Below are 24,772 nucleotides of genomic sequence, written 5' to 3' on the forward strand. Positions count from 1 at the left end.
ATCCATATATCCACGAGGTGATCCGATGCGCGCGTTCCGTGAGGCGGTCGAGGCCGGCGATCTCGACGCCGTCGAGGCGCTGTTGGCCGAGGACGTGGTGTTCACCAGCCCGGTCGTGTTCAAGCCGTACCCGGGCAAGGCGATCACCGCGGCGATCCTGCGCGGGGTGGTGAAGGTCTTCGAGGACTTCCGGTACGAGCGGGAGCTCGGCGGGGGCGACGGGCGCGACCACGCGCTGGTGTTCACGGCGCGGGTGGGCGGACGGGAGCTGACCGGCTGCGACTTCATCCACCTGAACGAGGCCGGGCTCATCGACGAACTCACCGTCATGGTCCGCCCGTTGTCGGGTGCGCAGGCTCTCGCGGCGGCGATGGGCGCGCAGTTCGCGGACATCGCGCAGGAGGCGGAGACCCGGTCGGCCGCCGCCTCCTGACCTGACGTCAGGCCGCGCCAGTACTTCAGTCCCTGAGGTCGCCCAGGGTCGTCCTGGTGTCCGTCTTCAGCCAGTCCGAGACCTCGTCGAGCTTCGGCGGATCGGTGTCCGTGTCGTACGAGGTGTAGTAGGCGCTGTAGCTCATCGTGTAGGTCACCCAGCCGTCCCGTACGGCGAGCGTGGCGTAGAGGGAGCCGGTCGACGAGCCGGCGGTGGTGTCGTCGCTGACGAGGTAGGCCTCGTCGCCGATGCCGGTGACGGTCTCCACGTCGTAACCCGTGTGGCTGTCGGCGTAGTTCTTCCAGGTGGCGGTGAACTCCGGGCCGGGGTCGGTCTTCTTGTGCCGGTCCAGTTGGACGGAGAGGTAGGCGTCCGAGTAGGTCGACCCGGTCTTCTTCAGGCTGAGGCTGCACAGCCCCTCGTCGAGGGCGTCGTCCTCGAGGTTGTTGTGGGTCGGGGCGGTGTCGCTCGCCGGGTACTCCTCCTTGAAGGACGAGTAGTCGGTGGCGTTGCACAGGTTCGACGGCGCCGTGTAGCCGCGCAGGTCGGGGTCGGTTCCGGTGCCGATCAGGAAGACTCCGGCGGCCCATGCGGCCGACGTCACCACCGCGCCGACCACGGCCCACAGCACCGCCCGTCCCGCGCCGCCGCCCCCGGTGGGCGGCGGGCCGACGACGGGGTACGGGGCGTGCTGGGCGTACGGATTGCCGGCCAGGGTCGGCTGGGCGTAGAAGGTCTGCTGGGTCGGCGGCCCGACCGGGCCAGACGACTGCGGATGCGGCTGCGGATGCGGATGCGGATAGGGGTACGCGCTCGGCTGGGCCGGCGCCCCGGACGGCTGCTCCGGCTGCTCCGGAGGCTGAGACGGCGTGGACATGACGTGAAGATAAGGCAGAAAGAGGGGTCAAGTCCCGTGCCGTCATGGATCGTTATGGTCTGGGGACATCTGCCGTAAACAACGGCGAGGCCCGGACTTTTCGTCCCCGGACTCGACCCCTGCGGGGCGCGGAACCGACCGGCGTGCTACAGTGCCGGTAGCACTTGTGTACGCCCCGAGTCCGGGCGCCGGTGCGAGTTCCGATTTCTCTTCAGTTCGCCGCGTCACCCGCCTCTTTCCGGCCGGTGCATCGGCTTTCCCGCATCATCTCGCCGCCCGGCGCGGTTCCGCCGTGGCCGAGGTGCTGTTCCCGCCGCACGAGGTGCGCCGAGCGCCCTCCCTTCGCGGCCGCTCCCCCTCTCCACATGCCTCATGCCTCATGCCTTGTGGCTCAAGCCTCCTGGCTCATGGCTTCCGTCCGTGAAAGGACAACCACCCTCATGACCACCACTCTCGAACACCCCCCGGTGCAGCAGTCTCCGGCCCGGGTCGCCGCCGGCGTCCTCGACGTCGACGCGAGCGGGAAGGGGCAGTTGCGCCCCGCGGACCTCCTGGCCACGGCCGCCGACCTCCAGGTCCCGGCCGCGCTGATCCGCCGTCACGGCCTGCGCAAGGGCGACCTCGTCGAAGGCGTGCGCGGCACCCAGCGTGCCCTGACCGAGATCGCGCGCGTCAACGGCCGTACGCCCGACGCGCCGCACGCGCGCCGTCACTTCCGCGACCTCACCCCCCTGCACCCCCACGAGCGGCTCCGTCTGGAACACCCGGCGGCCGGGCTCGCCGGACGGGTCGCCGATCTCCTCGCGCCCGTCGGCAAGGGCCAGCGCGGGCTGATCGTCGCCCCGCCGAAGACCGGCAAGACCGTACTGCTCCAGCAGTTCGCCGCCGCTGTCGCCGGCAACCATCCCGAGGCGCGGTTGATGGTCGTGCTGCTCGACGAGCGGCCCGAGGAGGTCACCGACATGCGGCGCTCCGTGCGCGGCGAGGTGTACGCGTCGACGTTCGACCGGACGCCCAAGCAGCACATCGCCCTCGCCGAACTCGTCATCGAGCGGGCCAAGCGGCTCGTCGAGGCGGGCGAGGACGTCGTCATCCTGCTCGACTCGCTGACCCGGCTGTGCCGGGCCCACAACAACGCGGCCGCCGCCGGGGGCCGCACCCTCAGCGGTGGCGTCGACGCCACCGCGCTGATCGGCCCCAAGCGGTTCTTCGGCGCCGCGCGGGCGGCCGAGGAGGGCGGCTCGCTCACCGTCCTCGCCACCGCCCTGGTCGAAACCGGCTCCCGCGCCGACGACTTCTACTTCGAGGAACTGAAGAGCACCGGCAACATGGAGCTCCGCCTCGACCGCGAAACCGCCTCCCGGCGCGTCTTCCCGGCCCTCGACATCAACACCTCCGGCACCCGCCGCGAGGAACTCCTGCTCTCCCCCGGCGAGTTGACCGCCACGCGCGGCCTGCGCCGGGCTCTTCAGACCCGGGACGGCCACGCGAACCTGGAGACGCTCCTGGAGCGGATGCGCGCGACCCCGGACAACGCGACCTTCCTGCGGCGCATCCAGCCGACGCTGCCCGCCGCCTGACACACCATGTATGACGTACGAGGTACGACGCCCGAGGTATGACGTACGGCGTGTGGCATCCGGGTGCTCGCGGGTGGCTGTTCGGCACGGGCAGCGCGGGGAATGCCCGGTTCGTTCCTACGTTGATCATATGACGATCGGATTCTCTTCCCGGGCTGCTGTGGCGGCCTGCGCGTTCTGCGTGGCCGGCGCTCTGGCCCTCGGGCCCGCCGCCCCCACCGCCGTGGCCTCCTTCGCCGACGCGGACCCCGCGGCACCGGCGCCCGGCGGCCTCGCCGTGCCCGGCGGTCCCGGCGGACCCGGTGGGCCACGGGTGCTGGCGCCGCTGCCGTCCCTGCTGTACCGGTCCGGCACGCAGGTCAGACCGCACCGGGACAGCCCCGAGGTGCCGGACGTCTCCGCCCTGTCGTGGCTGGTGGCCGACGCGGGCACCGGCGAGGTGCTCGCCGCGTCGAACGCGCACCGCAGACTGCCCCCCGCCAGCACGCTGAAGACCCTCTTCGCGCTCACGGTGCTGCCGACCCTGCCCGGCGGTCTACGGCACCGGGTGAGCGAGGAGGAGCTGATGGGCATCGGGCCCGGCAGCAGCCTCGTCGGCGTCGCCGAGGGACACACGTACCAGGTCGCCGACCTGTGGCGCGGGGTGTTCCTCAACTCCGGCAACGACGCCGTGCACGTCCTCGCGGCGCTCAGCGGCGGCTGGGACGTCGCGGCCGTCCGGATGCAGGCCAAGGCGCGGTCCCTGGGCGCCCTGGACACGCAGGTGCGGTCGCCCGACGGGTACGACACGCCGGGCCAGGTGTCGTCGGCGTACGACCTGGCCGTGTTCGGGCGGGCGGGGCTGCGCAACGCGGACTTCGCGCGGTACTGCGGCACCGCGGAGGCCAGCTTCCCCGGCGACGGGGGCGGGTCGTACGGGATCGCGAACACCAACCGGCTGCTGACCGGGGCGGACGGCGTCGAGCCGTATCCGGGGCTGATCGGGATCAAGAACGGCTACACCAGCAACGCCGGCAACACCCTCGTCGCCGCCGCCCGCCACGGCGGCCGCACCCTCGTCGTGACGGTGATGAACCCGCAGGCGGGCGGCGGGTTCACCGTCTACGAGGAGGCGCGCGAGCTGCTGGACTGGGGGTTCGCGGCCGCCGGGCGGGTCGACGCGGTGGGCTCGCTGGACGGGCTGCGGGCACCGGCGCGCCCGCAGCCCGTCCGGCGTCCTCAGCCGGGACCCGGCCCGATCCTCCCGGAACGGTCGGCTCCGGTGGCCGCGTCGGCACCCGCCCCGGCGGCGACCGCCGTCGACGACACCGGCGGCTGGTCGGGCTGGTCGGGCTGGTCGGCGGCGGCGCTGATCGCGGGCGTCGCCGGGCTCGGCGGGGCCGCCGTGGCACTCGTACTGCGGCTCACGGGCCGCCGCCCGTCGGACAGGTGACCGACCGGCAGCCACAGGAGCAGACCGAGCGTGATCCAGGTGTAGGCGTTGCTGCCGAGGAAGCCGTCGACGCCCGACGCGTCGTGGAACCACAGCCACACCACGCTGGTGCACAGCACCGCGTAGAGGACGCCCGCGACGCGTCGGCGCCCCGCGCGGATCAGCACGGCGAACGACGGCAGCAGCCAGACCAGGTGGTGCACCCAGGTGACGGGACTGACCAGGCAGGCGGTGAGGCCGGTGAGGGCGAACGCCGCCTGCCAGTCCCCCACGGCCACCGCGCGCCGGGCCCGCCACGCCCACCAGCACAGCACCGCCAGGACCAGCACCCCCCACACCGCGCGGCTCTCCACGCCCAGCCGGGCCAGGACGCCCTGGAGCGACTGGTTGGAGACGTAGTCGAGCCGGCCCACCCGGCTCGTGTCCCACAGGGCGTCCGTCCAGTAGAAGCGTGAGGCGTCCGGGGCGACCAGGGCCGCGAACGCCGTGGCGGCGGCCGCCACGGCCGTGGCCACGGCCGCCTCCCGCCAACGGCGGGTGACCAGCAGCAGGCCGATGAAGAGCGCGGGCGTCAGCTTCACCGCCGCCGCCAGCCCGATACCGACCCCCGCCCAGCGGGTCCGGCCGGTCGTCAGCAGCCAGGCGTCGACCAGGACGAGGGCCAGGAGCAGCAGGTTGACCTGGCCGAAGCTGAAGGTGTCGCGCAGCGGTTCGAATAGGGCGAGGGCGCAGGCGGCGAGGCCGACGCCGTACCAGCCGTGGCGCCGCCTGCGCGGCCCGACCAGCACGCGCGCGACGACGGCCAGCGCCGCCAGGTTGAGCAGCAGGGCGGTGAGGATCGCGGTGCGCAGGCCGACCAGCGCCATCGGCAGCATGACGACGGCCGCGAACGGCGGGTAGGTGAAGCCGTACGACGTGCCCGGCACCCGGTAGTCGTAGACGCGTCCGCCGTCGTGGATCCAACTGTTGACGGTGCCGTAGTAGACGCGCAGATCGAACCAGTCACGCAGCAGCGGAACCGTGGCGGTGAAGACGGCGACGAGGGTGGCGAGCGTGAGCAGCAGCAGAAGGCGGCCGCGGTCGGTGCCGGGCGGTTTCAGGCCCCGGACGGCTGTCGGTCTCATGCCGTCCCTCCCAGGGCGTTCGGTGCCTGTGCCGCGAGGTGGGCCTGCCACAGGACGACCACGGCGAGGGCGACGCCGGAGACGGCGAGCATCAGGCGGCCGGTGTCGGCGGGCCCGCCGTCGGGCAGGACGGCGAGGGCGAGGACGCCCGCCACGGCCGCCGTACGGTGCCGTATCAGGGTGTCGGGGGCGTCGGGGGCCGCCGCGGCGATGAGGAACAGGCCCCACAGCGCGTACCAGGGGCGGATCGCCGGGCCGAACGCGGCGACCGCGGCGAGGCTCAGTCCGAGCGCGTACACCGGACGCGGGCGCAGCCGCCACCAGATGACGACGAGGGCGACGGCCGTCACCGCGAGCCCCAGCAGGTGCCAGACCGGGATCGCGAGGGGCGCCAGGTCGCTGTCGAGGTGTTCGAGGAGGGCGCGGGTGGCGCGGCCGAACAGGCTGGTGAGCGCCCAGTTCTGTGCGGAGACGGGGGTGTCCAGGGCTCCTATCCAGCCGTATCCGGTGCCCGCGACGGCGGTCGCCGCGACCGTGGTGACGGCGGTCGCGGCCCCCGTCGTCAGCAGGGCCGGGACCGGGCGGCGGCCGGCCCGCAGTTGCAGGACCACGACCGCGACGAGGCCCAGCGCGGCGGGTGCCTTGACCAGGGCGGCGAGAGTGATCAGGACGGCTGCCGCCACCGGTCGGCGGCCGAGCGCGGCGACCAGGCCGACGCCGAGCAGGCCGAGCATGATCGCGTCGTTGTGGGCGCCGGCCACCAGGTGCAGCAGCACCAGCGGGTTGAGGGCGCCGAGCCACAGCGCGGCGGCCGGGTCCGCGCCGCAGTGCCGGGCGATCCGGGGCAGGGCGGCCGTCATCAGCGCCACCCCGATCACCGCGACGCACCGCATGCCGAACAGCCCGGCGGGCAGCGCGCCCCGGGTCACACCGGCCAGCGCCCCGGCGAGGGCGAGGAAGACGGGGCCGTACGGGGCTCCGGTGTGCCGCCACAGCGGGGCGACCTCGTCGGCGAGCGGGCCGCCGAGCCGGGCCGGACCGTGCGTGTACACGTCGAGATGGGCGTCCACCATGGCGCCCTGGGCCAGGTAGCTGTACACGTCCCGGCTGAACAGCGGGGGTGCGATCAGCAGCGGCGCCGCCCAGACGACGAGGACCAGGACGAGGGCGCGCGGCGTCGGCGGATCCGTGCCGCGCACCAGTCGGCCCAGCAGGACCCAGGCCGTGGTCAGCAGCGCCAGTCCGCAGTACACGCCGACCAGACCGAGCGCGGCGTGCACCGACGACGGAGCCAGCAGCTCGCGGGCGGGCAGCGCGCCGGCCGTCTCACCGCCGAGCGCGAGACAGGCCGTGCCGGCCAGGCCCAGCACCTGACAGCGACGGAGATCGATGGGAAATGCCTTGGCCAACACTCCGTCATGGTGTCAACGCCGGGTGGCCGGAGAGCGACGTCCCGCCTTCCGGGCGGCGGCCTGCGCGTGACCGGCGTGTGAGCGGGAGCGGTTCAGTACACCTGCGGGTTCAGGACACCTGCGGGTTCAGGACACCTGCGGGTTCCGTACACCTGCGGGTTCAGAACACGGACAGGCCGGTCAGGGTGGTGAACCGGTCCAGGGCGGCGACTCCCGCCACCGAGTTGCCGTGTTCGTCCAGGCCCGGGCTCCATACGCACAGCGTGCAGCGGCCCGGTACGACGGCGATGATGCCGCCGCCCACGCCGCTCTTGCCGGGCAGGCCGACCCGGTAGGCGAACTCACCGGCCGCGTCGTACGTGCCGCAGGTCAGCATCACCGCGTTGACCTGCTTGGCCTGGCTGCGGGTGAGCAGCCGGGTGCCGTCGGCGCGGATGCCGGGCCGGGCGAGGAAGCCGGTGGCCAGCGCGAGGTCGGCGCAGGACGCGGTGAGGGAGCACTGGCGGAAGTACTGGTCGAGGAGGACCGGTACGTCGTTGTCGATGTTGCCGTAGGACGCCATGAAATGGGCGAGGGCGGCGTTGCGGTCGCCGTGCGCGGACTCGGAGGCGGCGACGTCCTCGTCGAAGCCGAGCGTGGGGTTGCCGCTCTCGGCGCGCAGGAACGCGAGGAGTTCACCGGCCGCGTCCCCGGTACGGGTGTGGAGGCGGTCGGTGACCACCAGCGCGCCGGCGTTGATGAACGGGTTGCGCGGGATGCCGTTCTCGTACTCCAACTGGACCAGGGAGTTGAAGGGGTTGCCCGAGGGTTCGCGGCCCACGTGCTCCCAGAGCGCGTCGCCCTCGCGGTCCAGGACGAGGGCGAGGGTGAAGACCTTGGTGAGCGACTGGGCGGAGAACGGCTCCCGCCAGTCCCCCACGCCGTACACCGTGCCGTCCGGTTCGGCGACGGCCATGCCGAAGCTGCGCGGGTCGCGGGCCGCGAGGGCCGGGATGTAGTCGGCGGGGCGGCCCCGGCCGGGGGCCAGGGCGAGTTCCGCGGCTATCCGCTCCAGGACCGGCTGGAAGGTACGGGACGACGTCATTGTCATGATCACTATTCTCCCTCCGCGCCGGTTCTGGCGCGTCGCCGCAGGTCGGACGCCTGCCGGTCGGACGTCTGCCGGTCAGGACACCGGTGTTCCGCTGCCTGCGAGGATCTCCGGGCGCAATAGGTCGGCGAGTCGTTCGGCGGGCAACAGGCCCTTCTCCAGGACGAGTTCGGCGACGCCGCGGCCGGTGGCGAGGGCCTCCTTGGCGATGTCGGTGGCCGCCGTGTATCCGATGTGCGGGTTGAGGGCGGTGACCAGGCCGATGGAGTTCTCCACGCTCGCGCGCAGGGCGTCGGTGTTGGCGGTGATCCCTTCCACGCAGCGCTCGGCGAGGGTCAGGCAGGCCGCCCGTAGGTGAGTGATGGACTCCGACAGCGAGTGCAGGATGATCGGCTCGAAGGCGTTGAGCTGGAGCTGTCCGGCCTCGGCCGCCATGGTGATGGTGACGTCGTTGCCGATCACCTCGAAGGCGACCTGGTTGACGACCTCGGGGATCACCGGGTTGACCTTGCCGGGCATGATGGACGAACCGGCCTGCACGGGCGGCAGGTTGATCTCGCCGAGGCCGGCGCGCGGCCCGGAGGACAGCAGTCGCAGGTCGTTGCAGCTCTTCGAGAGCTTGACGGCGACCCGCTTGAGCACGCCCGACATCTGGACGAACGCACCGCAGTCCTGGGTGGCTTCGACCAGGTTCGCGGCGGTCACGAGGGGCAGTCCGGTGATCTCGGCGAGGTGGCGGCGGGCCGACTCGGCGTATCCGGCGGGGGCGTTGAGGCCGGTGCCGATGGCCGTGGCGCCCAGGTTGATCTCATGGATCAACTGGACTGCCTCGTCAAGACGGTTGCGGTCCTCGTCAATCATGACGGCATATGCGGAGAATTCTTGACCGAGCGTCATGGGGACCGCGTCCTGCAACTGTGTACGGCCCATCTTGAGCACGTCACGGAATTCGACGGCCTTACGGGCGAACGCGTCCTGGAGTACGGACATCGCCTTGAGCAGTCCACGTACGGCGAAGACGGTCGCTATCTTGACGGCGGTCGGGTAGACGTCGTTGGTGGACTGGCCCAGGTTGACGTCCTCGTTGGGATGCAGATGCTCGTACTGCCCCTTCGCGTGGCCGAGCAGCTCCAGCGCACGGTTGGCGACGACCTCGTTGGCGTTCATGTTCGTCGAGGTGCCGGCGCCACCCTGGATGACGTCCACGACGAACTGGTCGTGCAGCTTTCCGGCCCGGATCTCACGGCAGGCGGCGACGATGGCGGCCGCCTTGTCCGGCGCCAGCAGACCAAGCTCCTCGTTGGCGAGTGCGGCGGCCTCCTTGACTGCGGCGAGGGCGTCGATGAGGTGCGGGTAGGCGGAGATCGGCGTCCCGGTGATCGGAAAGTTCTCCGTGGCACGCAGGGTGTGAACACCCCAGTACGCGTCGACGGGAACATCCCGATCACCGAGCAGATCGTGTTCGCTACGGCTGACAGCGACGGTCATGAGAGCACGGCCTCTTTCTGAGGGTGAGGGCGAGAAGAGGATGACTGACGTCCGACGGGGGCCCGACTCGGCCGGTAGGGCCGAACGGCGACCGCGGCACCCCCGGTGGCCGGCCCAGACGGCCGACGCCCCCGATGGACACGTCCCCGGTCCACTCGGCGGTGCCGACAGCCCCGCTGATCCAGCGGCTGGACGGCACCTCCAGGGCGACAACCTCGCTGTGGCCGCGCACCTGCCCGGTGGACGCCGAGCCGGTCCCGACCGGACGACGGTGACGGCCCGACGGCCCCGCCCGACGACCGGCGGTGACGGTCCGACCGGCAGGGTGGCGGTGGGCCGTCCGACCGGCGACCGGCCGTGACGGCCGGTCGCCGGACGGCTCCCGGTGTCCGACCGGCCGGAAGGGCACCGGCGCAGCGGCCGCGTTGGTTCGTGTGGGTCAGGTGCTGGGACCGGCCGGGTCGAGGGTTTGGGTTGGGTGGATGTGGCCGACTGGTTGGCCGCCGCCGAGGAGGGGCTCGCCCTTGAATTCGGTGAGGAGGGCGGGGTCCACGCCCGCTCGGGCGAGGGCCGCCGCCGTCACCGGGACGCGGGCGCGGTTCGCGCCGTCGGAGATCTTGACGGCGACCGCCCGGCCGTCGGGGAGGGCGGCGACCCCGACGCCCTCGAAGCCGTCCTTGGCCAGGAGGCCGGGGACGGCCCGCATCAGGGCGGCGACGTCCCGGCCGGCGCCGGAGGCCATCTCGGCGTGGTCGCGCATGGCGTCCGCGACGCGGGCCTCCGGGGTGCCGGGGGCCGCCGTGGTGATGCGGGCGACGGCCCGGGCGAGGCCGTGCAGGGAGACGGAGAAGAGCGGGGCGCCGCACCCGTCGACGGTGACCCGGGCGATCCGCTGCCCGGTGAGGTCCTCGACGATCTCGGCTATCGCCTGCTGGAGCGGGTGCCCCGGGTCGAGGTAACCGTCGAGGGACCAGCCGTTGAGCACGCACGTGTACAGCATGGCCGCGTGCTTGCCGGAGCAGTTCTGGGCCAGCCGGGAGGGCTCGCGGCCCTCCCGTATCCACGCGTCGCGGACCGCCGGGCCGTACGGCAGGTCCGGCACGTTGCGCAGGTCGTCCTCCGTGACACCGCCCAGTTCGAGGATCCGCCGGGCCCCGGCGAGGTGGCGTTCCTCGCCGGAGTGGCTGGCGGCGGCGAGCGAGAGCAGCTCGCCTTCGAGCGGCAGCCCGGCCCGCAGCATGGCGACGGCCTGGACGGGCTTGAGCGCCGAGCGCGGGTAGCACGCGGCCTCGATGTCGCCGAGCTGGAACTCGACCTCGCCGCCCGCGCCGAGGACGACGACGGAGCCGTAGTGGATCCCCTCGGTCACCCCGCCGCGCACGAGCTGGGCGACGGGTGCGTGGCGGGGTTCGCGGATCGCGGGCGCCTGGGCGAGGGAACTGCCGTACATCACTGCCTGGGTCTCGGGTGGGGTGTCGGGGAGCGGCGCCGGGGTCACGCGTCGGCCTTGGCCGCCGTACGGGCGCGGTTGCGGCGGATGGCGTACCAGCCGGCGACCAGCGCGGCGACGATCAGCGGCAGGCACAGCACGGTGGTGCGTCCGGCGCCGCCGTCGGCGTACATGAGGACCAGGACCGAGGCGAGGAAGAACAGCGTGACGAGTTCGGTCCAGGGGGAGCCCGGGAGCTGGTAGCTCGGGCGCGTCAGCTCGCCCTTCTGGGTCTTCTGCCAGAAGAGGAGGTGACAGATCATGATCATGCCCCAGGTGGAGATGATGCCGAGCGCCGCGAAGTTGAGGACGATCTCGAAGGCGTCCGCCGGGACGACGAAGTTCAGGCCGACGCCGAGGACGCAGATCCCGCTGGTGAGCAGGATGCCGCCGTACGGGACCTGGCTGCGGCTCATCACGCCGGTGAACCTGGGGGCGGAGCCCGACATGGCCATGGAGCGCAGGATGCGGCCGGTGGAGTACAGGCCGGAGTTCAGGGACGACATGGCGGCGGTGAGCACCACCAGGTTCATCACGCCGCCCGCCGCCGGGATGCCGATGTTGGACAGGACCGTCACGAAGGGGCTCTCGCCGGACGTGTACTTGTTCCACGGCATCAGCATCGACAGCAGGACGACCGAGCCGACGTAGAACAGGCCGACGCGCCACATGATCGAGTTGATCGCCTTCGGCATGATCTTCTCGGGGTTCTGCGTCTCGCCCGCCGCGACGCCGACGAGTTCGACCGAGGCGTAGGCGAAGACGACGCCCTGGATGATCAGCAGCATGGGCAGCAGGCCGTTGGGGAAGATGCCGCCGTTGTCGGTGATGAGGGACGGGCCGGGGGTCGTGCCGTCGACGGGGTGCTGGGTGACCAGCAGGAAGATGCCGATGCACATGAAGATCACCAGCGCGCTGACCTTCACGATGGCGAACCAGAACTCCAGCTCGCCGAAGATCTTCACCGAGATCAGGTTCACGGTGAGGACCACGGCCAGGGCGATCAGCGCGATCACCCACTGGGGGATGTCGGAGAACATGCCCCAGTAGTGGGTGTAGGTGGCGACCGCGGTGATGTCGGCGATGCCGGTGGTGGCCCAGTTCAGGAAGTACATCCAGCCGGCCGTGTACGCGCCCTTCTCGCCGAGGAACTCCCGGGCGTACGACACGAACGCGCCGGAGGACGGGCGGTACAGGACGAGTTCGCCGAGGGCGCGCACGACGAGGAAGGCGAAGACTCCGCAGACCGCGTAGGCGATGAAGAGGGAGGGTCCGGCGTCGGCGAGGCGGCCGCCGGCGCCGAGGAAGAGGCCGGTGCCGATGGCTCCGCCGATGGCGATCATGTTGACGTGCCGGGACTTCAGCGACTTGCTGTAGCCCTCGTCTCCGGCGTCGACGTGACGGGGGGAGGTGCGCGTCTCGTCTTCGAGGTGCTGGTCGCTCACGCCGCGGGTCCGCCTTCCAGGGGGGAGTGCGTGCGCGGGGCGCGCACGATGTCGGTGAGGGTGGTCTCGACGCGGTCGAGGTGATGGCTCATCGCCTCCACCGCGTCGGGTTCGGAACCGTCGATCAGGGCCTCGACGATCGCCCGGTGCTCGCGGTTGGACTGCTCGCGCCGCCCGCCCAGTTCGTTGAGGAAGGCGGACTGACGCGCCAGCGCGTCCCGGATCTCCTCGATGACCCGGCGGAACACCGGGTTCTGGGCGGACTCGGCGACGGTCAGGTGGAAGAGGCTGTCCATCGCGACCCACGCGGTGGTGTCCGTCTCCCGCTCCATGCGGTCCAGGAGGTGCGCCAGGTGGTCCAGGTTCTCGGGGGTGCGGCGCAGCGCCGCGTACCCGGCGACCGGGATCTCGACGTGCCGGCGCACCTCCAGCAGGTCGCTGGCCGCGTAGTCGCCGAAGGTGGGGTCCTCGACGGTGTTCGCGATCACGAAGGTGCCCTTGCCGGTCTTGGCGACCGTCAGGCCCATGGTCTGCAGCGCGCGCAGGGCCTCGCGCAGGACGGGCCGGGACACCTCGAGGGTTCGGCAGAGCTCCGCCTCGGAGGGGAGCTTGTCGCCGATGGCGTACTCACCGCGCTCGATGGCGACGCGGAGGTGGGTGAGGACCGCTTCCATCGCGCTGACGCGCCGCGGTGCCGAGCCACCTGTCTGGCTGTCTGACAGGTTCACGGGAGTGATCCTGCGGGTGGCCGAAGGTCGCTGTCAAGACAAACTGAAAACAAAAATTCAGGGGGCGGGCGGCCTGAATGGCAACGCCTCGCCCCCTGCGGGGTTTTCGGTGCTCAGCCGGCGAGGACCCCGGTGGCCAGCAGTCCGAACAGCGCCAGGCCGACGACGATGCGGTAGACGACGAACGCGTTGAAGGAGTGCTTGGCGACGAACTTCAGCAGCCAGGCGATGGACGCGTAGGCGACGACGAAGGACACGGCCGTGCCGACGACCAGCGGCGCCGCGCCCGCGCCGGTGCCCAGGGCGTCCTTCAGCTCGTAGATCCCGGCGCCCGTCAGGGCGGGGATGCCGAGGAAGAACGACAGGCGGGTGGCGGCGACCCGGTCCAGGTCGAGGATGAGCGCGGTGGACATGGTGGCGCCGGAGCGGGAGAAGCCGGGGAAGAGCAGCGCCAGGATCTGGGAACTGCCGACGAGCATCGCGTCCTTGAACGAGGTGTCGTCCTCGCCGCGCTTGTGGCGGCCCATCTGGTCGGCCGCCCACATCACACCGCTGCCGACGATCAGCGAGCCCGCGACCACCCACAGGGAGGCCAGCGGCCCCTCGATGAGCGGCTTGGCGGCGAGGCCCACGACGACGATCGGGATCGTCGCGTAGATCACCCACCAGGCGAACTTGTAGTCGTGGTGGTGGCGTTCCCCGCGGTCGCGCAGTCCCCGGAACCAGGCCGACACGATCCGCACGATGTCCTTGCGGAAGTACACCAGCACGGCGGCGATCGCCCCGACCTGGATCACGGCCGAGAAGCCGACGACGGCGTCGTCGTCGACCGGGATGTTCATCAGGCCTTCGGTGATCTTCAGGTGTCCGGTCGAGGAGACGGGGAGGAACTCGGTCACTCCCTCGACGGCTCCGAGGACGACGGCTTGGCCGACGGAGATGGCGCTCATGGGATCCAGTTCTGAGAAGACGAATCGGTCGACAACGTTGTAGACGGTCCGGTGTCGTAGACAGTCCTACCAGGCCCTCAGCCGGTTAAGGGGTCTACGCCCACACCGTCTGGCCTATCGCGACCCCGGCGAACGCGGCCCCGAGGCCGACGACCACGCTCGCGGCGGCGTTGGCGGCGGCGTAGAGGCCCGCGCCGGTCTCGGTCAGCCGGAGTGTCTCGTACGAGAACGTGGAGTACGTCGTCAGGGCCCCGCACAGCCCCGTTCCCAGGAACAATCGCAGGTCGGGGGTGATGTCGGCGGCGCCGGTCAGGGTGCCGAGGATGAGGCAGCCGGTGATGTTGACGACGAAGGTGCCCCAGGGGAAGACCGAGTCGTGCCGCGCCTGCACCGTGCGGTCGGTCAGGTAGCGCAGCGGGGCGCCGATCATGCCGCCGACGACGACCACCAGCCAGTTCACAACGACTTCTTACCCTTCGTGTCCGAATCGCCCTGGTCTCCGTGGCGGCCCTGGGCCGGCTTCTCGACCCGGCCGACGTACCTGATGACCTCGCACGGGTCGAGGGTGACCATCCCCTCCGTGACGAGTTCGTCGAGCTGCGGGAGGAAGGCCCGTACCCGCTCCTCGGTGTCCACGACGACGATCGCCACCGGCAGGTCCTCGCTGAGCGAGAGCAGCCGGGAGGTGTGGATGCGGGACGACGCGCCGAAGCCCTCGATGCCCCGGAACACGCTGGCGCCGGCCAGACCCGCCGTGTGTGCGCGCGGTGCACGATCTCCGTGTAGAGGGGCTTGCGGTGCCAGGTGTCGTTCTCGCCGACGAAGACGGTCAGCCGCAGGGCGCTGCCGGTGAGTCGCGTCATCGCAGCCTCCACTGGAGAGCGCGGCGGGTCGCGGTGGCCGCGAGCCACACCGCCGTGAGCGCCGCGCACAGGGTCGCGGCGAGATAGGCCAGGGCCGTGCCGGGGCGGCCGGCGTCGACGAGGCGCTGGATGTCCACGGTGTACGTGGAGAAGGTGGTGAAGCCGCCGAGGATGCCGGTGCCGAAGAAGGGGCGCACCAGCCGGTGGACGGTCAGGGCCTCGGTGACGAGGACCAGGAAGACGCCGATCACGGCGCAGCCGACGACGTTCACCCAGAAGGTCGTCCAGGGGAAGCCGCCGCTGTGCGTGGGCCACCACAGCGAGGCCGCGTAGCGGGCGGCGGCGCCGATCCCGCCGCCGACCGCCACGACGGCGACCACCGGGAGCTGACCGGCCCCGGTGGTGCGCCGCGGTACGCCGGTACGGAGGCTGCCCGCCTCCGGAGTTGTCATGTCGTACGTCTCCTGCCCGGCCGGGACGACCCCGTGTCGTCGGGGTGATCACGGCCGGGCACCAGCCTAGCGCCGCCTCATTTGGTGACGGGCGCCTCGCAGACCGCGATGCCCCGCTCCCAGAGGCTGCCCAGGACCAGCTTGCCGCCGGTCTCGCAGACGCTGGTGACCATGCGGAATCCGGAGCGGCGGCGGGTGAGGTGGTGCAGGACTTGGCCGTCGTCGTCGACCGCGAGCACGCCGGCCCGGGCGGCGGGACGGTAGGGCGCCCTCAGGGCCACCCGGGCGGCGCGGCGGCGTACGGCGGGGGCGGCGCGGTGCAGGAGGTCGAGGGGTGGCACGCGCGGGCCGGCCAGGGCGACCCAGACGGGGCCGTCGGGCGCGCCGCGCCACAGGTTGTCCGGGAAGCCGGGCAGGTTCTCGACGAGGGGTTCGGCCTGTCCGGCGCGGGGGCCGGTGAGCCGGTAGCGGGTGAGGCGGCGGGCGCCGGTCTCGGCGACGATCAGGCAGGAGTCGTCGGCGCTGCGGGCCAGGCCGTTGGCGAACTGGAGTCCTTCCAGGGCGACTTCGGCCTCGCGGGCGCCGGGGGCGAGGCGCAGCAGGCGTCCGGTGCCGCCGTGTTCGACGATGTCGCCGAGCCAGTCCCGCAGCGGGTGGACCCGGCTGGAGACGGTGAAGTACACGGTGCCGTCGGGCAGGGCGACGGCGTTGCTGCAGAACCGCAGCCGCTCCCCCGCCGCCGAGTCGGTCAGGACGCGGACCTTGCAGGTGCCGCCGTCGGGGTCCAGGCGCAGCAGCGCGCCGTCGGCGCAGCACACCAACAGGTCGCCGTCCGGGAGGAGTTCGAGGCCGAGCGGGCGGCCGCCGATCTCGCCGATGTGCTCGACCCGGGCGGCGGGCGGGTCCTCCAGACCGTCGATCCGCAGGATCCTCCCGTCCGCCACCCCGGTCAGTACCCGCCCTCTCGGGTCGGCGACGACGTCTTCCGGGCCGTGCCCGGGGAGTGTGATGTACCTGAGGGGGACGAGAGGCGTCCGACGGTCCATATGAGGTCCGCCCTTCCTTCGGGAGGCGGCCATCCTCGCAGGCAGACGTGGCGTGGGTGGGTCGTTTTCGTGGTCTTTTGCAGGGCTTTTCCGAACGGGCGGGGGCCCGGCCGCGGGCTGCGGCCGGGCCCCCTCTCCACGCGTCGGGTCGGGTGGCGGGATCAGCGGTGGCTGAACCACGCCATCGAGGACAGGGCCTTGTCGTCGTAGCCGAACAGGGCCTGGTTCTCCCAGCCGTTGCCGGAGGCGGCGTCGGCCGGGTCCCAGCCGTTGCCGGTGACGGCCGTCCAGGTCGCCTCCCAGTAGAAGATGCCCAGACCGCGGCCGTTCGGGACGGCCTCGACGATGTTCGCGACGGCGTTCATCCACGCCAACTGGCCCGCGGCGGTGGCCGGGTAGCCGGTGACGAGTTCGGAGGACAGGTCGATCTGGTTGGTGAGCGAGTCGTCGCTGTCGAGCCGGAAGGGGTAGGCCGTCTCGGCGACGAACACCGGCTTGGCGTAGCGGGCGGCGGCGTCGTCCAGGGTGGTCTGGAAGTCGGCGAGGGTGCCGTGCCAGTAGCCGTAGTACGACAGGCCGATCGCGTCGAACTTCACGCCGTTGGAGAGCGCGCTGTCGAACCACCAGCGGGTGCCGGTCAGGTCGCCGCCCTTGGCGAGGTGCAGGGCGACGGTGGTGGACGAGTCGACCGCCTTGACGGCGTCGTAGCCGGAGTTGAGCAGCCCGGCCAGTTGGCCCCAGTTGTCGGTGGAGCCCTCGGACCACATCATGCCGCCGTTGATCTCATTGCCCACCTGGACCATGTCGGCGGTGGTGCCTTGAGCCTTCAACGCGTTCAACACGTCGTACGTGTGGTTGTACACGTCGGTTTTGAGTTGGCTGTACGAGTGGCCCGACCAGGCGGCCGGCTTGGACTGGGCGCCCGGGTCGGCCCAGGTGTCCGAGTAGTGGAAGTCGACCAGCAGCTTCATGCCGGCGGCCTTGACGCGCTTGGCCATGGCGAGGACGCGCGTCTTGTTGTTGTAGCCGTCGGCCGGGTCGACCCAGACCTTCAGGCGCGCGTAGTTCATGCCGGCGTTCTTCAGGATGGTGACCGCGTCGCCGGTGGTGCCCGAACTCGTCTTGTAGACGCCGCCCTTGGCCTCGCTCTTGGCGAGGGAGGAGATGTCGGATCCCTTGATCGCCAGTCCGGTCGTGCCGGACGTGAAGGCCAGGTCGTCGACATTGATCCAGTTGCCGGCGTTCGCGTCGCTGTTGATGCTGATGGTGCACTGACCGTTCGTCACATTGACCGGCGTGACGATGTGGACCCAGCCACTGGACGAGACCGGGAGGTCGGTGCGCTGGTCGGTGCCGCCGCAGCCCTTGAGGGCTATGTAGGCCGCGTTCTGGCCGCCGCCGGAGCGGACCCACGCGGTCAGCTTGTAGCTGCCGTTGGTCAGACCCGAGAGGTACTGGTACGTCTCCACCTTGTAGGCGGTGGACGCCCAGTGCGACAGCCGGTAACTGCCGCCGTGTCCACCGGACTCGACGAAGCTCGCGCCGGTGTCGCCGTATTCGGTCCAGCCGTTGGGGGAGGCCGCGCCGGTGCCGTCGGTCTCGAAGCCGGCGTTGGTGAGCGTGCTCGCCGCCGTCGCGGTCTGGGCCGGCAGGGCGGTGAGGGCGAGCCCCGCGGCGAGCGGCAGCAGCAGGGCCCTCAGAGTGCGCCTGGTCACAGTGCGTCTGGGATGGAACATCGTCGTCCGTCGTCCCTTCGACGTGATGGGGATGGGGGGGTTCCCCGTGAGATCCCGGAGGGTCCTCCTGGTGGGTTCTCCCGGTGGGTTCTCCCGGTGGGGGAGGACCCCCTCCGCCCGCGGCTCGCGGCTCCACGGGCGAAGGGGGAGTCGGCTCAGCCGTCGAGTCGTACGACCCGTACGGCTCCCGCCGGGACCGCGAGGCGGCCGGCGGCGGGTTCGCCCGTCAGCAGTTCGGTGCCGGGGGTCCCCAGCGGCACCTTGGCGTCGGTGGCGGTGTGGTTGACGACGAAGAGGTAGCTGCCGCTCGCGCCGGTGCGGCGCACGACCTCGACGTCGTGGGGCAGGTCGGCGCGCGGGGCGATCGCCGCGTCCTCGGCGGCCCAGCCGAGCAGGGCGTCCAGGCCCTCGTGGCCGAGGCGGGTGGAGACGTACCAGGCGGTGCCCTCGCCGAGGCGGTGGCGGGTGACGGCCGGGTGTCCCGCGGTGAGGCCGTCGGCGTACGTCCAGACGGGCTCCGCGCCCTGCGGCACCACGAACTCCGTCCACACGTCGCCGGCGAGCTCGGAGCCGTCGGGGCCGGTGACGCGCACGCTCTCGCCCTGGAGCAGCGGGGAGAACTCCTCGACCGTGAGGCCGAGGACGTCCCGCAGCGCGCCGGGGTAGGCCCCCTCGTGGACGGCGTCGTGCTCGTCGACGATGCCGGAGAAGTACGACACGACGAGGGTGCCGCCGTTCTCGACGTACTCCTTGAGGTTGTTCCCGGCGGCCTCGGTCATCAGGTACAGCGCGGGCACCACGACCAGCGGGTACCTCGACAGGTCGGCCTCGGGGTGGGCGAAGTCGACGGTGAGGTGGCGGTCGTAGAGGACCTCGTAGAAGGCGTCGGCGCGCTCGCGCGGGTCGGCGTCCTCGCTGGGGCGCCAGGCGAGGTTCTGCGCCCACCAGGAGTTCCAGTCCCACAGCATCGCCACGTCGGCCTCGGTGCGGGTGCCGCGGATCGCGGACAGGGAGTCGAGGGACGTGCCGAGTTCGACGACCTCGCGCCACACGCGCGTGCCGGTGCCGCCGTGCGGGAGCATCGCCGAGTGGAACTTCTCCGCGCCGCGCCGGGACTGCCGCCACTGGAAGAACATGGCGCCCTCGGAGCCGCGGGCCACGTGCGCGAGGGAGTTGCGGGCCATCTGGCCGGGGGCCTTGGCGGGGTTGCGGGGCTGCCAGTTGACGCCCGAGGTGGAGTGTTCGAGGAGGATCCAGGGCGCGCCCGCGCCGACCGAGCGGGTGAGGTCGGCGGCCATCGCGAGGTTGACGTGGGTGCGGCGGCCGTCGGTGATCAGGTAGTGGTCGTTGGTGACGATGTCGACCTCGCGGCCCCAGGCCCAGTAGTCGACCGAGTCGCACTGGCTGAGGGCGGTCATGAAGTTGGTGGTGACCGGCAGGCCCGGCGCGAGGCGGTGCAGGATGTCCCGCTCCGTCACGAAGTTCTCGCGCATGGTCGCGTCGGCGAACCGCTTGTAGTCCAGCGCCTGGCCCGGGTTGCCGACGGTCGGGGTGGCGCGCGGCGGGTTGACGTCGTCGAGGCTCGCGTAGCGCTGGCCCCAGAAGGCGGTGCCCCAGGCCTCGTTGACCGCCTCGACCGTGCCGTACGTCGTCGCGAGCCAGCGGCGGAAGTGGGCGGCGCAGGAGTCGCAGTAGCAGGCGGAGACGGGGACGCCGTACTCGTTGTGCACGTGCCACATCGCGAGCGCCGGGTGGTCGCCGTAGCGCTCGGCGAGCCGGGTGGTGATGTTCGCCGCCGCCGCGCGGTAGTGGGCGTTGCTATGGCAGATCGCGGCGCGGGAGCCGAACTCGTAGCGCACGCCCTCGGGGGTCACGGGCAGCGCGTCCGGGTGGTCGCGGTAGAACCAGACCGGTGGGCAGACGGTCGGGGTGCCGAGGTCGACGCGGATGCCGTTCGCGTGCAGCAGGTCGATGATCCGGTCCAGCCAGCCGAAGTCGTACACCCCGGGCGCGGGCTCCAGCAGGGCCCAGGAGAAGATCCCGACGCTCACCATGGTGACGCCGGCCTCCCGCATCAGCCGCACGTCGTCCTGCCAGACGGTTTCCGGCCACTGCTCGGGGTTGTAGTCCCCGCCGAACGCGAGCCTGGTGAGGCCCGTGGGCGTGGTCTCCGGCATGGATCTCTCCCGCTTTGATCGAACATTTGGGAACGTGCACACATCCAACTGGCGGTGCGAGCCCAACATAACCGCACAGCAACAACCATTGACAAGTGTCCGGGATGTTTCTCTACTGTGAACGCTCACAGACGTCAGAACCCAGGTCAGGGGAGAGATCCATGCCCAACACGAAGCGCCGCCGCCTCGTGACATCCGTCGTCGCCGTCGCCCTCGGCAGCACCGCCCTCGCGGGCTGCGGCTCGTCCGGCGACGACAGCGACGCCGCGTCCGGTCCGGTCTCGCTCACGTACTGGACGTGGGCGCCCGGCATGGACAAGGTCGTGGACCTGTGGAACAAGGGCCCGGGCAAGAAGGACCAGATCTCCGTCACGGTGAAGAAGCAGGCGTCCGGCGACACGCTGGTCACCAAGATCCTCACCGCGCACAAGGCGGGCAAGGCGCCGGACCTGGTCCAGGCCGAGTACCAGGCGCTGCCGACGCTGGTCAGCAATGACGCGCTGGCGGACATAGCGAAGAACGTCGGGGACGCCAAGGGCAAGTTCGCCGACGGTGTCTGGCAGCAGACGACGCTGGGCACGGACGCCGTGTACGCGGTGCCGCAGGACATCGGCCCGATGATGTTCTACTACCGCGCGGACCTCTTCAAGAAGTACGGCCTGACGGTCCCGGCGACCTGGGAGCAGTTCGCGGCGACCGCCCGCGCGCTGAAGGAGAAGGCCCCGGACACCGACCTCACCACGTTCTCCGCCAACGACTCCGGTCTCTTCGCGGGCCTCGCCCAGCAGGCCGGCGCCCAGTGGTGGACCACCGCCGGCGACAAGTGGAAGGTCGGCATCGACGACGCGGCCACCAGGAAGGTCGCCGACTTCTGGGGCGGCCTCGTCAAGGAGGGCGCCGTCGACAACCAGCCGATGTACACCCCGGCGTGGAACAAGGCGCTCAACACCGGCAAGCAGATCGCCTGGGTCTCCGCCGTGTGGGCCCCGGGCACGCTGACCACCGCCGCGCCCGACACGAAGGGCAAGTGGGCCATGGCCCCGCTCCCCCAGTGGTCCAACGCCAAGAACGTGACGGGCAGTTGGGGCGGTTCCTCCACGGCCGTGACGACGGACTCCAAGCACAAGGAGGCCGCCGCCAAGTTCGCCGCCTGGCTCAACACCGACGGCGACGCCCTGAACGCGCTGGCCAAGGAGAGCGGCATCTACCCGGCCTCCAGCTCCGCCCAGCTCAGCGGCGCCTTCACCACCCCGCCGGCCTTCTTCTCCAACCAGCCGGACTTCTACACCACCGCCGCGAAGATCGCGAAGACCACGGCGCCGGCGGCCTGGGGCCCGAACGTGAACGTCGCCTACACGACCTTCAAGGACGCGTTCGGCGCCGCCGCCAAGGACAAGTCGGACTTCTCCGCCGCCCTGGCGAAGATGCAGTCGGCCACCGTCGCCGACATGAAGAAGCAGGGCTTCGAGGTCTCCGAGTGACCACCGCACCCCGCCGGACGTCGTACGGGGTCAAGGGGGCCCCGTACGCCTTCCTCCTTCCCGCGACGATCCTGTTCGCCCTGTTCTTCGCGCTGCCCATCGGGTACGCGGTGTGGCTCAGCCTCCACAAGGTGCACGTCTCCGGCCTCGGCCTGGGGTCGGGTGCGCGGAAGGAGGTCTGGGCCGGCATCGAGAACTACACCGACGCCCTCACCGACAGCGAGCTGCTCGACGGCACGCTGCGCGTCCTCGGGTACGGCTGCATCGTCATCCCCCTGATGCTGGGCGTGGCGCTGCTGTTCGCGCTGATGCTGGACTCCGACAAGGTGCGGCTCGCCCCCTTCACCCGGCTCGCGATCTTCCTGCCGTACGCCATCCCCGGCGTGGTCGCGGCGCTGCTGTGGGGCTTCCTGTACCTGCCGGACGTCAGCCCCTTCTACTACGTGCTCGAGCGGCTCGGCCTGCCGCAGCCGGACCTGCTGGACGGCGGTCCGCTGTACCTCGCCCTGTCGAACATCGCGGTCTGGGGCGGCACCGGCTTCAACATGATCGTCATCTACACCTCGTTGCAGGCCATTCCGGCCGAGGTGTACGAGGCGGCGAAGCTGGACGGCGCCACCCCGCTGCAGATCGCGCTGCGGATCAAGATCCCGATGGTGGCGTCCTCGCTGGTGCTGACCTTCTTCTTCTCGATCATCGCGACGCTCCAGGTGTTCAGCGAGCCGACCACGCTGAAGCCGCTCACCAACTCCGTGTCCACGACCTGGAGTCCGCTGATGAAGGTGTACCGGGACGCGTTCGGCACCGGTGACATCTACCAGGCGGCGGCCGAGGCCGTGCTCATCGCGATCGCCACGCTGGTGCTGTCCTTCGGGTTCCTGCGCGCCGCGAACCGTCGTAACAAGCAGGAGGCGGCCCGATGAGTTCTCTCGCTGTCCACAAGACCCCCGCCGCGGCCGGCGCCACGGGCACGGCCCACCGCCGCCCGCCGCTGCGCAGCCGGATCGCGCTGGTGCCGACGATCACGCTGCTGCTGGGCGCGGTCTACTGCCTGCTGCCGGTGGCGTGGGTGGTGATCGCGTCCACCAAGTCCGGCAGTGAGCTGTTCTCCACCTTCACCTTCCTGCCGGGCACCGGCTTCGCCGACAACCTCGCGGACCTCGGCGCCTACCGCGACGGCATCTACTGGCAGTGGATGGGCAACTCCGCCCTGTACGCGGTGCTCGGCGCGCTGGTGTCGACGTGCGTGTCGGCGTTCAGCGGCTACGCGCTGGCGACGTACCGCTTCCGGGGCCGCGAGGCGATGTTCAACGTGCTGCTCGCGGGCGTGCTGATGCCGCCGATCATCCTCGCCATCCCGCAGTACCTGCTGATGGCGCAGGCGGACCTGACGGACTCCTACTGGTCGGTGCTGCTGCCGCAGATCCTCTCCCCGTACGGCGTCTACCTCTCGCGCATCTACGCGACGGCGGCCGTGCCGAGCGACGTGGTGGAGGCCGGGCGGATGGACGGGGCGAGCGAGTGGCGGATCTTCACGCGGATCGCGCTGCCGATGATGGTGCCCGGCATGGTGACGGTGTTCCTGTTCCAGTTCGTGGCGATCTGGAACAACTTCCTGCTGCCGTACATCATGCTCAGCGACGACGAGAAGTTCCCGATCACGCTCGGCCTGTTCACGCTCCTGGAACAGGGCGCCAACACCCCGGCGCTGTACACGTTGGTGATCACCGGCGCGTTCCTGGCGGTCGTCCCGCTGGTGGCGCTGTTCCTGGTCATTCAGCGGTTCTGGAGCCTGGATCTGCTGTCCGGAGCCGTAAAGTCATGACCATGAACAACGCTGCGGGGGGCAGGCGCAAACCGCCGACGATCCACGACGTGGCACGGGAGGCGGGGGTCTCCCGGGGGACCGTCTCGCGCGTGCTCAACGGCGGGCACTACGTCAGCCCTTCGGCGGCGGAGGCGGTCAACTCCGCCATCCGCAGGACGGGTTACGTCGTCAACCGGCACGCCCGCTCGCTGATCACCGGCCGCTCCGACTCGGTGGGCTTTCTGCTGACGGAGCCTCAGGAACGGTTCTTCGAGGACCCCAACTTCAATGTCCTGCTGCGCGGTTGCACGCAGGCGCTGGCCGCGCACGACATCCCCCTGCTGCTGATGCTGGCCAGCACCGAGGACGAACGCCGGCGCATCACGCGGTACATCACCGCCGGGCATGTCGACGGGGTGCTGCTGGTCTCCAGCCACTCCGGGGACCCGATCGCCACCGAACTGCGCGAGGCGGGCGTGCCGCTGGTCGCGTGCGGCAAGCCGATCGGGATCGGTTCCAAGGTGAGTTACGTGGCCGCCGACGACCGGGACGGCGCCCGGGACATGGTGCGGCATCTGCTGGCGCAGGGCCGCCAGCGCGTCGGTGTGGTCACCGGTCCGCTGGACACCCCCGGCGGTGTGGAGCGGCTCGCCGGGTACCGGGAGGTGCTCGCCGAGGCGGAGGTCGCCTACGACGAGCGGCTCGTCGTCTCCGGCGACTACAGCCGGGCCAGCGGTGAGGCGGGCGCCGAGCGGCTGCTGGCCCGGGTGCCGGACCTGGACGCGGTGTTCGTGGCGTCCGACCTGATGGCGCAGGGCGTGCTGACGGCGCTGCACCGGGCGGGCCGGCGGGTCCCGCAGGACGTCTCGGTCGGCGGCTTCGACGACTCCCCCGCGGCGACCGCGGCCAGCCCCTCCCTCACCACGATCCGCCAGCCCTGGGACCGGATCAGCAACGAGATGGTCCGGGTGCTGCTCGCACAGATCGGGGGCGAGGACCCGGCGGCGGTGATCCTCCCGACGGAACTGGTGAAACGCGAGTCCACCTGAGGCGCACGAGGTCCCTCGGGTGCCTCGGGCATGAAGGGGGCCGGTCCCAGCGACCGGCCCCCTTTCCCCGTCCCCCGTTCCCCCTCCGTTTCGGTCAGGATCGGAGAAGCGGG

Annotated in this window: 21 protein-coding genes and 2 pseudogenes; 8 read left to right on the plus strand and 15 right to left on the minus strand. The window is 71.2% G+C overall.

The window, feature by feature from the left end; translation table 11 throughout:
• Positions 1-25 precede the first annotated feature (25 nt).
• Positions 26-433 carry a nuclear transport factor 2 family protein gene (locus tag BMZ82_RS18825; RefSeq protein WP_093777243.1) on the plus strand — a complete coding sequence of 136 codons (408 nt, stop codon included), beginning with the start codon at positions 26-28 and terminating at the stop codon, positions 431-433.
• A gap of 25 nt (positions 434-458) precedes the next feature.
• Here the strand turns inward: BMZ82_RS18825 and BMZ82_RS18830 are convergent, their stop codons facing one another.
• Positions 459-1,310, minus strand: coding sequence for a hypothetical protein (locus BMZ82_RS18830; protein ID WP_256251987.1), 852 nt, complete (start codon positions 1,308-1,310; stop codon positions 459-461).
• 440 nt (positions 1,311-1,750) lie between these two features.
• Between BMZ82_RS18830 and rho the strand changes: the two genes are divergently transcribed.
• Together rho and BMZ82_RS18840 are read left to right on the plus strand one after the other, a co-directional pair.
• Positions 1,751-2,890 (plus strand): transcription termination factor Rho, encoded by a 1,140-nt coding sequence (rho, locus tag BMZ82_RS18835; protein ID WP_093777245.1) that lies wholly within the window; start codon positions 1,751-1,753, stop codon positions 2,888-2,890.
• Positions 2,891-3,020: 130 nt separating this feature from the next.
• Positions 3,021-4,322 carry a D-alanyl-D-alanine carboxypeptidase family protein gene (locus tag BMZ82_RS18840; protein ID WP_256251988.1) on the plus strand — a complete coding sequence of 434 codons (1,302 nt, stop codon included), beginning with the start codon at positions 3,021-3,023 and terminating at the stop codon, positions 4,320-4,322.
• 224 nt (positions 4,323-4,546) lie between these two features.
• Here the strand turns inward: BMZ82_RS18840 and BMZ82_RS41875 are convergent.
• The 4 genes and pseudogenes from BMZ82_RS41875 to aspA form a co-directional block, all read right to left on the minus strand.
• A pseudogene (locus BMZ82_RS41875) lies at positions 4,547-5,446 on the minus strand (glycosyltransferase family 87 protein); the annotation flags it as partial.
• Positions 5,443-6,858 (minus strand): polyprenol phosphomannose-dependent alpha 1,6 mannosyltransferase MptB, encoded by a 1,416-nt coding sequence (mptB, locus tag BMZ82_RS18850; RefSeq protein ID WP_093777249.1) that lies wholly within the window; start codon positions 6,856-6,858, stop codon positions 5,443-5,445. The gene mptB and the pseudogene BMZ82_RS41875, both read right to left, overlap by 4 nt.
• Before the next feature lie 160 nt (positions 6,859-7,018).
• Positions 7,019-7,948 (minus strand): glutaminase, encoded by a 930-nt coding sequence (locus BMZ82_RS18855; protein WP_371271259.1) that lies wholly within the window; start codon positions 7,946-7,948, stop codon positions 7,019-7,021.
• A gap of 75 nt (positions 7,949-8,023) precedes the next feature.
• A complete protein-coding gene (aspA, locus tag BMZ82_RS18860) occupies positions 8,024-9,436 on the minus strand; it encodes an aspartate ammonia-lyase (protein WP_093777253.1) in 1,413 nt (470 codons plus the stop codon).
• 134 nt (positions 9,437-9,570) lie between these two features.
• Between aspA and BMZ82_RS40745 the strand changes: the two genes are divergently transcribed.
• Entirely contained in the window at positions 9,571-9,711 is a 141-nt protein-coding gene (locus BMZ82_RS40745) for a hypothetical protein (protein WP_177244554.1), read from the plus strand.
• 164 nt (positions 9,712-9,875) lie between these two features.
• Here the strand turns inward: BMZ82_RS40745 and BMZ82_RS18865 are convergent, their stop codons facing one another.
• From BMZ82_RS18865 to BMZ82_RS18910, 10 genes and pseudogenes are all read right to left on the minus strand, one after another.
• Positions 9,876-10,886 carry an asparaginase gene (locus tag BMZ82_RS18865; protein ID WP_093777254.1) on the minus strand — a complete coding sequence of 337 codons (1,011 nt, stop codon included), beginning with the start codon at positions 10,884-10,886 and terminating at the stop codon, positions 9,876-9,878.
• A gap of 44 nt (positions 10,887-10,930) precedes the next feature.
• On the minus strand, positions 10,931-12,370 hold the full coding sequence (locus tag BMZ82_RS18870; RefSeq protein WP_093777256.1) for an amino acid permease: 1,440 nt from the start codon (positions 12,368-12,370) through the stop codon (positions 10,931-10,933).
• Positions 12,367-13,044 (minus strand): FadR/GntR family transcriptional regulator, encoded by a 678-nt coding sequence (locus tag BMZ82_RS18875; protein ID WP_093777258.1) that lies wholly within the window; start codon positions 13,042-13,044, stop codon positions 12,367-12,369. The genes BMZ82_RS18870 and BMZ82_RS18875 overlap by 4 nt, the downstream gene beginning before the upstream one ends.
• A 167-nt stretch (positions 13,045-13,211) precedes the next feature.
• A complete protein-coding gene (locus BMZ82_RS18880) occupies positions 13,212-14,048 on the minus strand; it encodes an undecaprenyl-diphosphate phosphatase (protein WP_093777260.1) in 837 nt (278 codons plus the stop codon).
• 94 nt (positions 14,049-14,142) lie between these two features.
• Positions 14,143-14,508: a fluoride efflux transporter CrcB gene (gene crcB / locus BMZ82_RS18885; protein WP_093777262.1), complete on the minus strand. Its 366-nt coding sequence runs from the start codon at positions 14,506-14,508 to the stop codon at positions 14,143-14,145.
• A pseudogene (locus tag BMZ82_RS18890) lies at positions 14,505-14,911 on the minus strand (DUF190 domain-containing protein). The gene crcB (BMZ82_RS18885) and the pseudogene BMZ82_RS18890 overlap by 4 nt, the downstream one beginning before the upstream one ends.
• A complete protein-coding gene (gene crcB / locus BMZ82_RS18895) occupies positions 14,908-15,363 on the minus strand; it encodes a fluoride efflux transporter CrcB (protein WP_093777264.1) in 456 nt (151 codons plus the stop codon). Before crcB (BMZ82_RS18895) ends, BMZ82_RS18890 begins: the two are co-directional and overlap by 4 nt.
• Positions 15,364-15,440: 77 nt before the next feature.
• Entirely contained in the window at positions 15,441-16,409 is a 969-nt protein-coding gene (locus tag BMZ82_RS18900; RefSeq protein ID WP_093777266.1) for an SMP-30/gluconolactonase/LRE family protein, read from the minus strand.
• Positions 16,410-16,570: 161 nt separating this feature from the next.
• Positions 16,571-18,145 carry a glycoside hydrolase family 53 protein gene (locus tag BMZ82_RS18905; RefSeq protein ID WP_093777268.1) on the minus strand — a complete coding sequence of 525 codons (1,575 nt, stop codon included), beginning with the start codon at positions 18,143-18,145 and terminating at the stop codon, positions 16,571-16,573.
• 155 nt (positions 18,146-18,300) lie between these two features.
• Complete coding sequence (locus BMZ82_RS18910; protein ID WP_093777270.1) at positions 18,301-20,322, minus strand: beta-galactosidase; 2,022 nt, start codon at positions 20,320-20,322, stop codon at positions 18,301-18,303.
• Positions 20,323-20,483: 161 nt separating this feature from the next.
• Here BMZ82_RS18910 and BMZ82_RS18915 point away from each other — a divergent pair, with 161 nt between their 5' ends.
• Genes BMZ82_RS18915 through BMZ82_RS18930 form a run of 4 tightly spaced genes read left to right on the plus strand, consistent with a single transcriptional unit; the run spans position 20,484 to position 24,659 of the window.
• On the plus strand, positions 20,484-21,803 hold the full coding sequence (locus BMZ82_RS18915) for an ABC transporter substrate-binding protein (protein WP_093777272.1): 1,320 nt from the start codon (positions 20,484-20,486) through the stop codon (positions 21,801-21,803).
• Positions 21,800-22,726, plus strand: a complete 927-nt coding sequence (locus BMZ82_RS18920; RefSeq protein ID WP_093777274.1) for a carbohydrate ABC transporter permease — start codon at positions 21,800-21,802, stop codon at positions 22,724-22,726. The genes BMZ82_RS18915 and BMZ82_RS18920 overlap by 4 nt, the downstream gene beginning before the upstream one ends.
• Entirely contained in the window at positions 22,723-23,628 is a 906-nt protein-coding gene (locus BMZ82_RS18925; protein WP_093777276.1) for a carbohydrate ABC transporter permease, read from the plus strand. The genes BMZ82_RS18920 and BMZ82_RS18925 overlap by 4 nt, the downstream gene beginning before the upstream one ends.
• Entirely contained in the window at positions 23,625-24,659 is a 1,035-nt protein-coding gene (locus BMZ82_RS18930) for a LacI family DNA-binding transcriptional regulator (RefSeq protein WP_093777278.1), read from the plus strand. Before BMZ82_RS18925 ends, BMZ82_RS18930 begins: the two co-directional genes overlap by 4 nt.
• Positions 24,660-24,772 lie beyond the last annotated feature (113 nt).

This window comes from Streptomyces sp. yr375, from assembly GCF_900110755.1.
In the GTDB taxonomy this organism is placed as follows: Bacteria; Actinomycetota; Actinomycetes; order Streptomycetales; family Streptomycetaceae; genus Streptomyces.

Coding starts and splice junctions, on each gene's coding strand:
- BMZ82_RS18825 (WP_093777243.1), top strand. CDS start 26: ATGCGCGCGTTCCGTGAGGCGGTCGAGGCCGGCGATCTCGACGCCGTC.
- BMZ82_RS18830 (WP_256251987.1), bottom strand. CDS start 1,310: ATGTCCACGCCGTCTCAGCCTCCGGAGCAGCCGGAGCAGCCGTCCGGG.
- rho (WP_093777245.1), top strand. CDS start 1,751: ATGACCACCACTCTCGAACACCCCCCGGTGCAGCAGTCTCCGGCCCGG.
- BMZ82_RS18840 (WP_256251988.1), top strand. CDS start 3,021: ATGACGATCGGATTCTCTTCCCGGGCTGCTGTGGCGGCCTGCGCGTTC.
- BMZ82_RS18855 (WP_371271259.1), bottom strand. CDS start 7,948: ATGACAATGACGTCGTCCCGTACCTTCCAGCCGGTCCTGGAGCGGATA.
- aspA (WP_093777253.1), bottom strand. CDS start 9,436: ATGACCGTCGCTGTCAGCCGTAGCGAACACGATCTGCTCGGTGATCGG.
- BMZ82_RS40745 (WP_177244554.1), top strand. CDS start 9,571: ATGGACACGTCCCCGGTCCACTCGGCGGTGCCGACAGCCCCGCTGATC.
- BMZ82_RS18865 (WP_093777254.1), bottom strand. CDS start 10,886: ATGTACGGCAGTTCCCTCGCCCAGGCGCCCGCGATCCGCGAACCCCGC.
- BMZ82_RS18875 (WP_093777258.1), bottom strand. CDS start 13,044: ATGGAAGCGGTCCTCACCCACCTCCGCGTCGCCATCGAGCGCGGTGAG.
- BMZ82_RS18880 (WP_093777260.1), bottom strand. CDS start 14,048: ATGAGCGCCATCTCCGTCGGCCAAGCCGTCGTCCTCGGAGCCGTCGAG.
- crcB (WP_093777264.1), bottom strand. CDS start 15,363: ATGACAACTCCGGAGGCGGGCAGCCTCCGTACCGGCGTACCGCGGCGC.
- BMZ82_RS18900 (WP_093777266.1), bottom strand. CDS start 16,409: ATGGACCGTCGGACGCCTCTCGTCCCCCTCAGGTACATCACACTCCCC.
- BMZ82_RS18905 (WP_093777268.1), bottom strand. CDS start 18,145: ATGTTCCATCCCAGACGCACTGTGACCAGGCGCACTCTGAGGGCCCTG.
- BMZ82_RS18910 (WP_093777270.1), bottom strand. CDS start 20,322: ATGCCGGAGACCACGCCCACGGGCCTCACCAGGCTCGCGTTCGGCGGG.
- BMZ82_RS18915 (WP_093777272.1), top strand. CDS start 20,484: ATGCCCAACACGAAGCGCCGCCGCCTCGTGACATCCGTCGTCGCCGTC.
- BMZ82_RS18925 (WP_093777276.1), top strand. CDS start 22,723: ATGAGTTCTCTCGCTGTCCACAAGACCCCCGCCGCGGCCGGCGCCACG.
- BMZ82_RS18930 (WP_093777278.1), top strand. CDS start 23,625: ATGACCATGAACAACGCTGCGGGGGGCAGGCGCAAACCGCCGACGATC.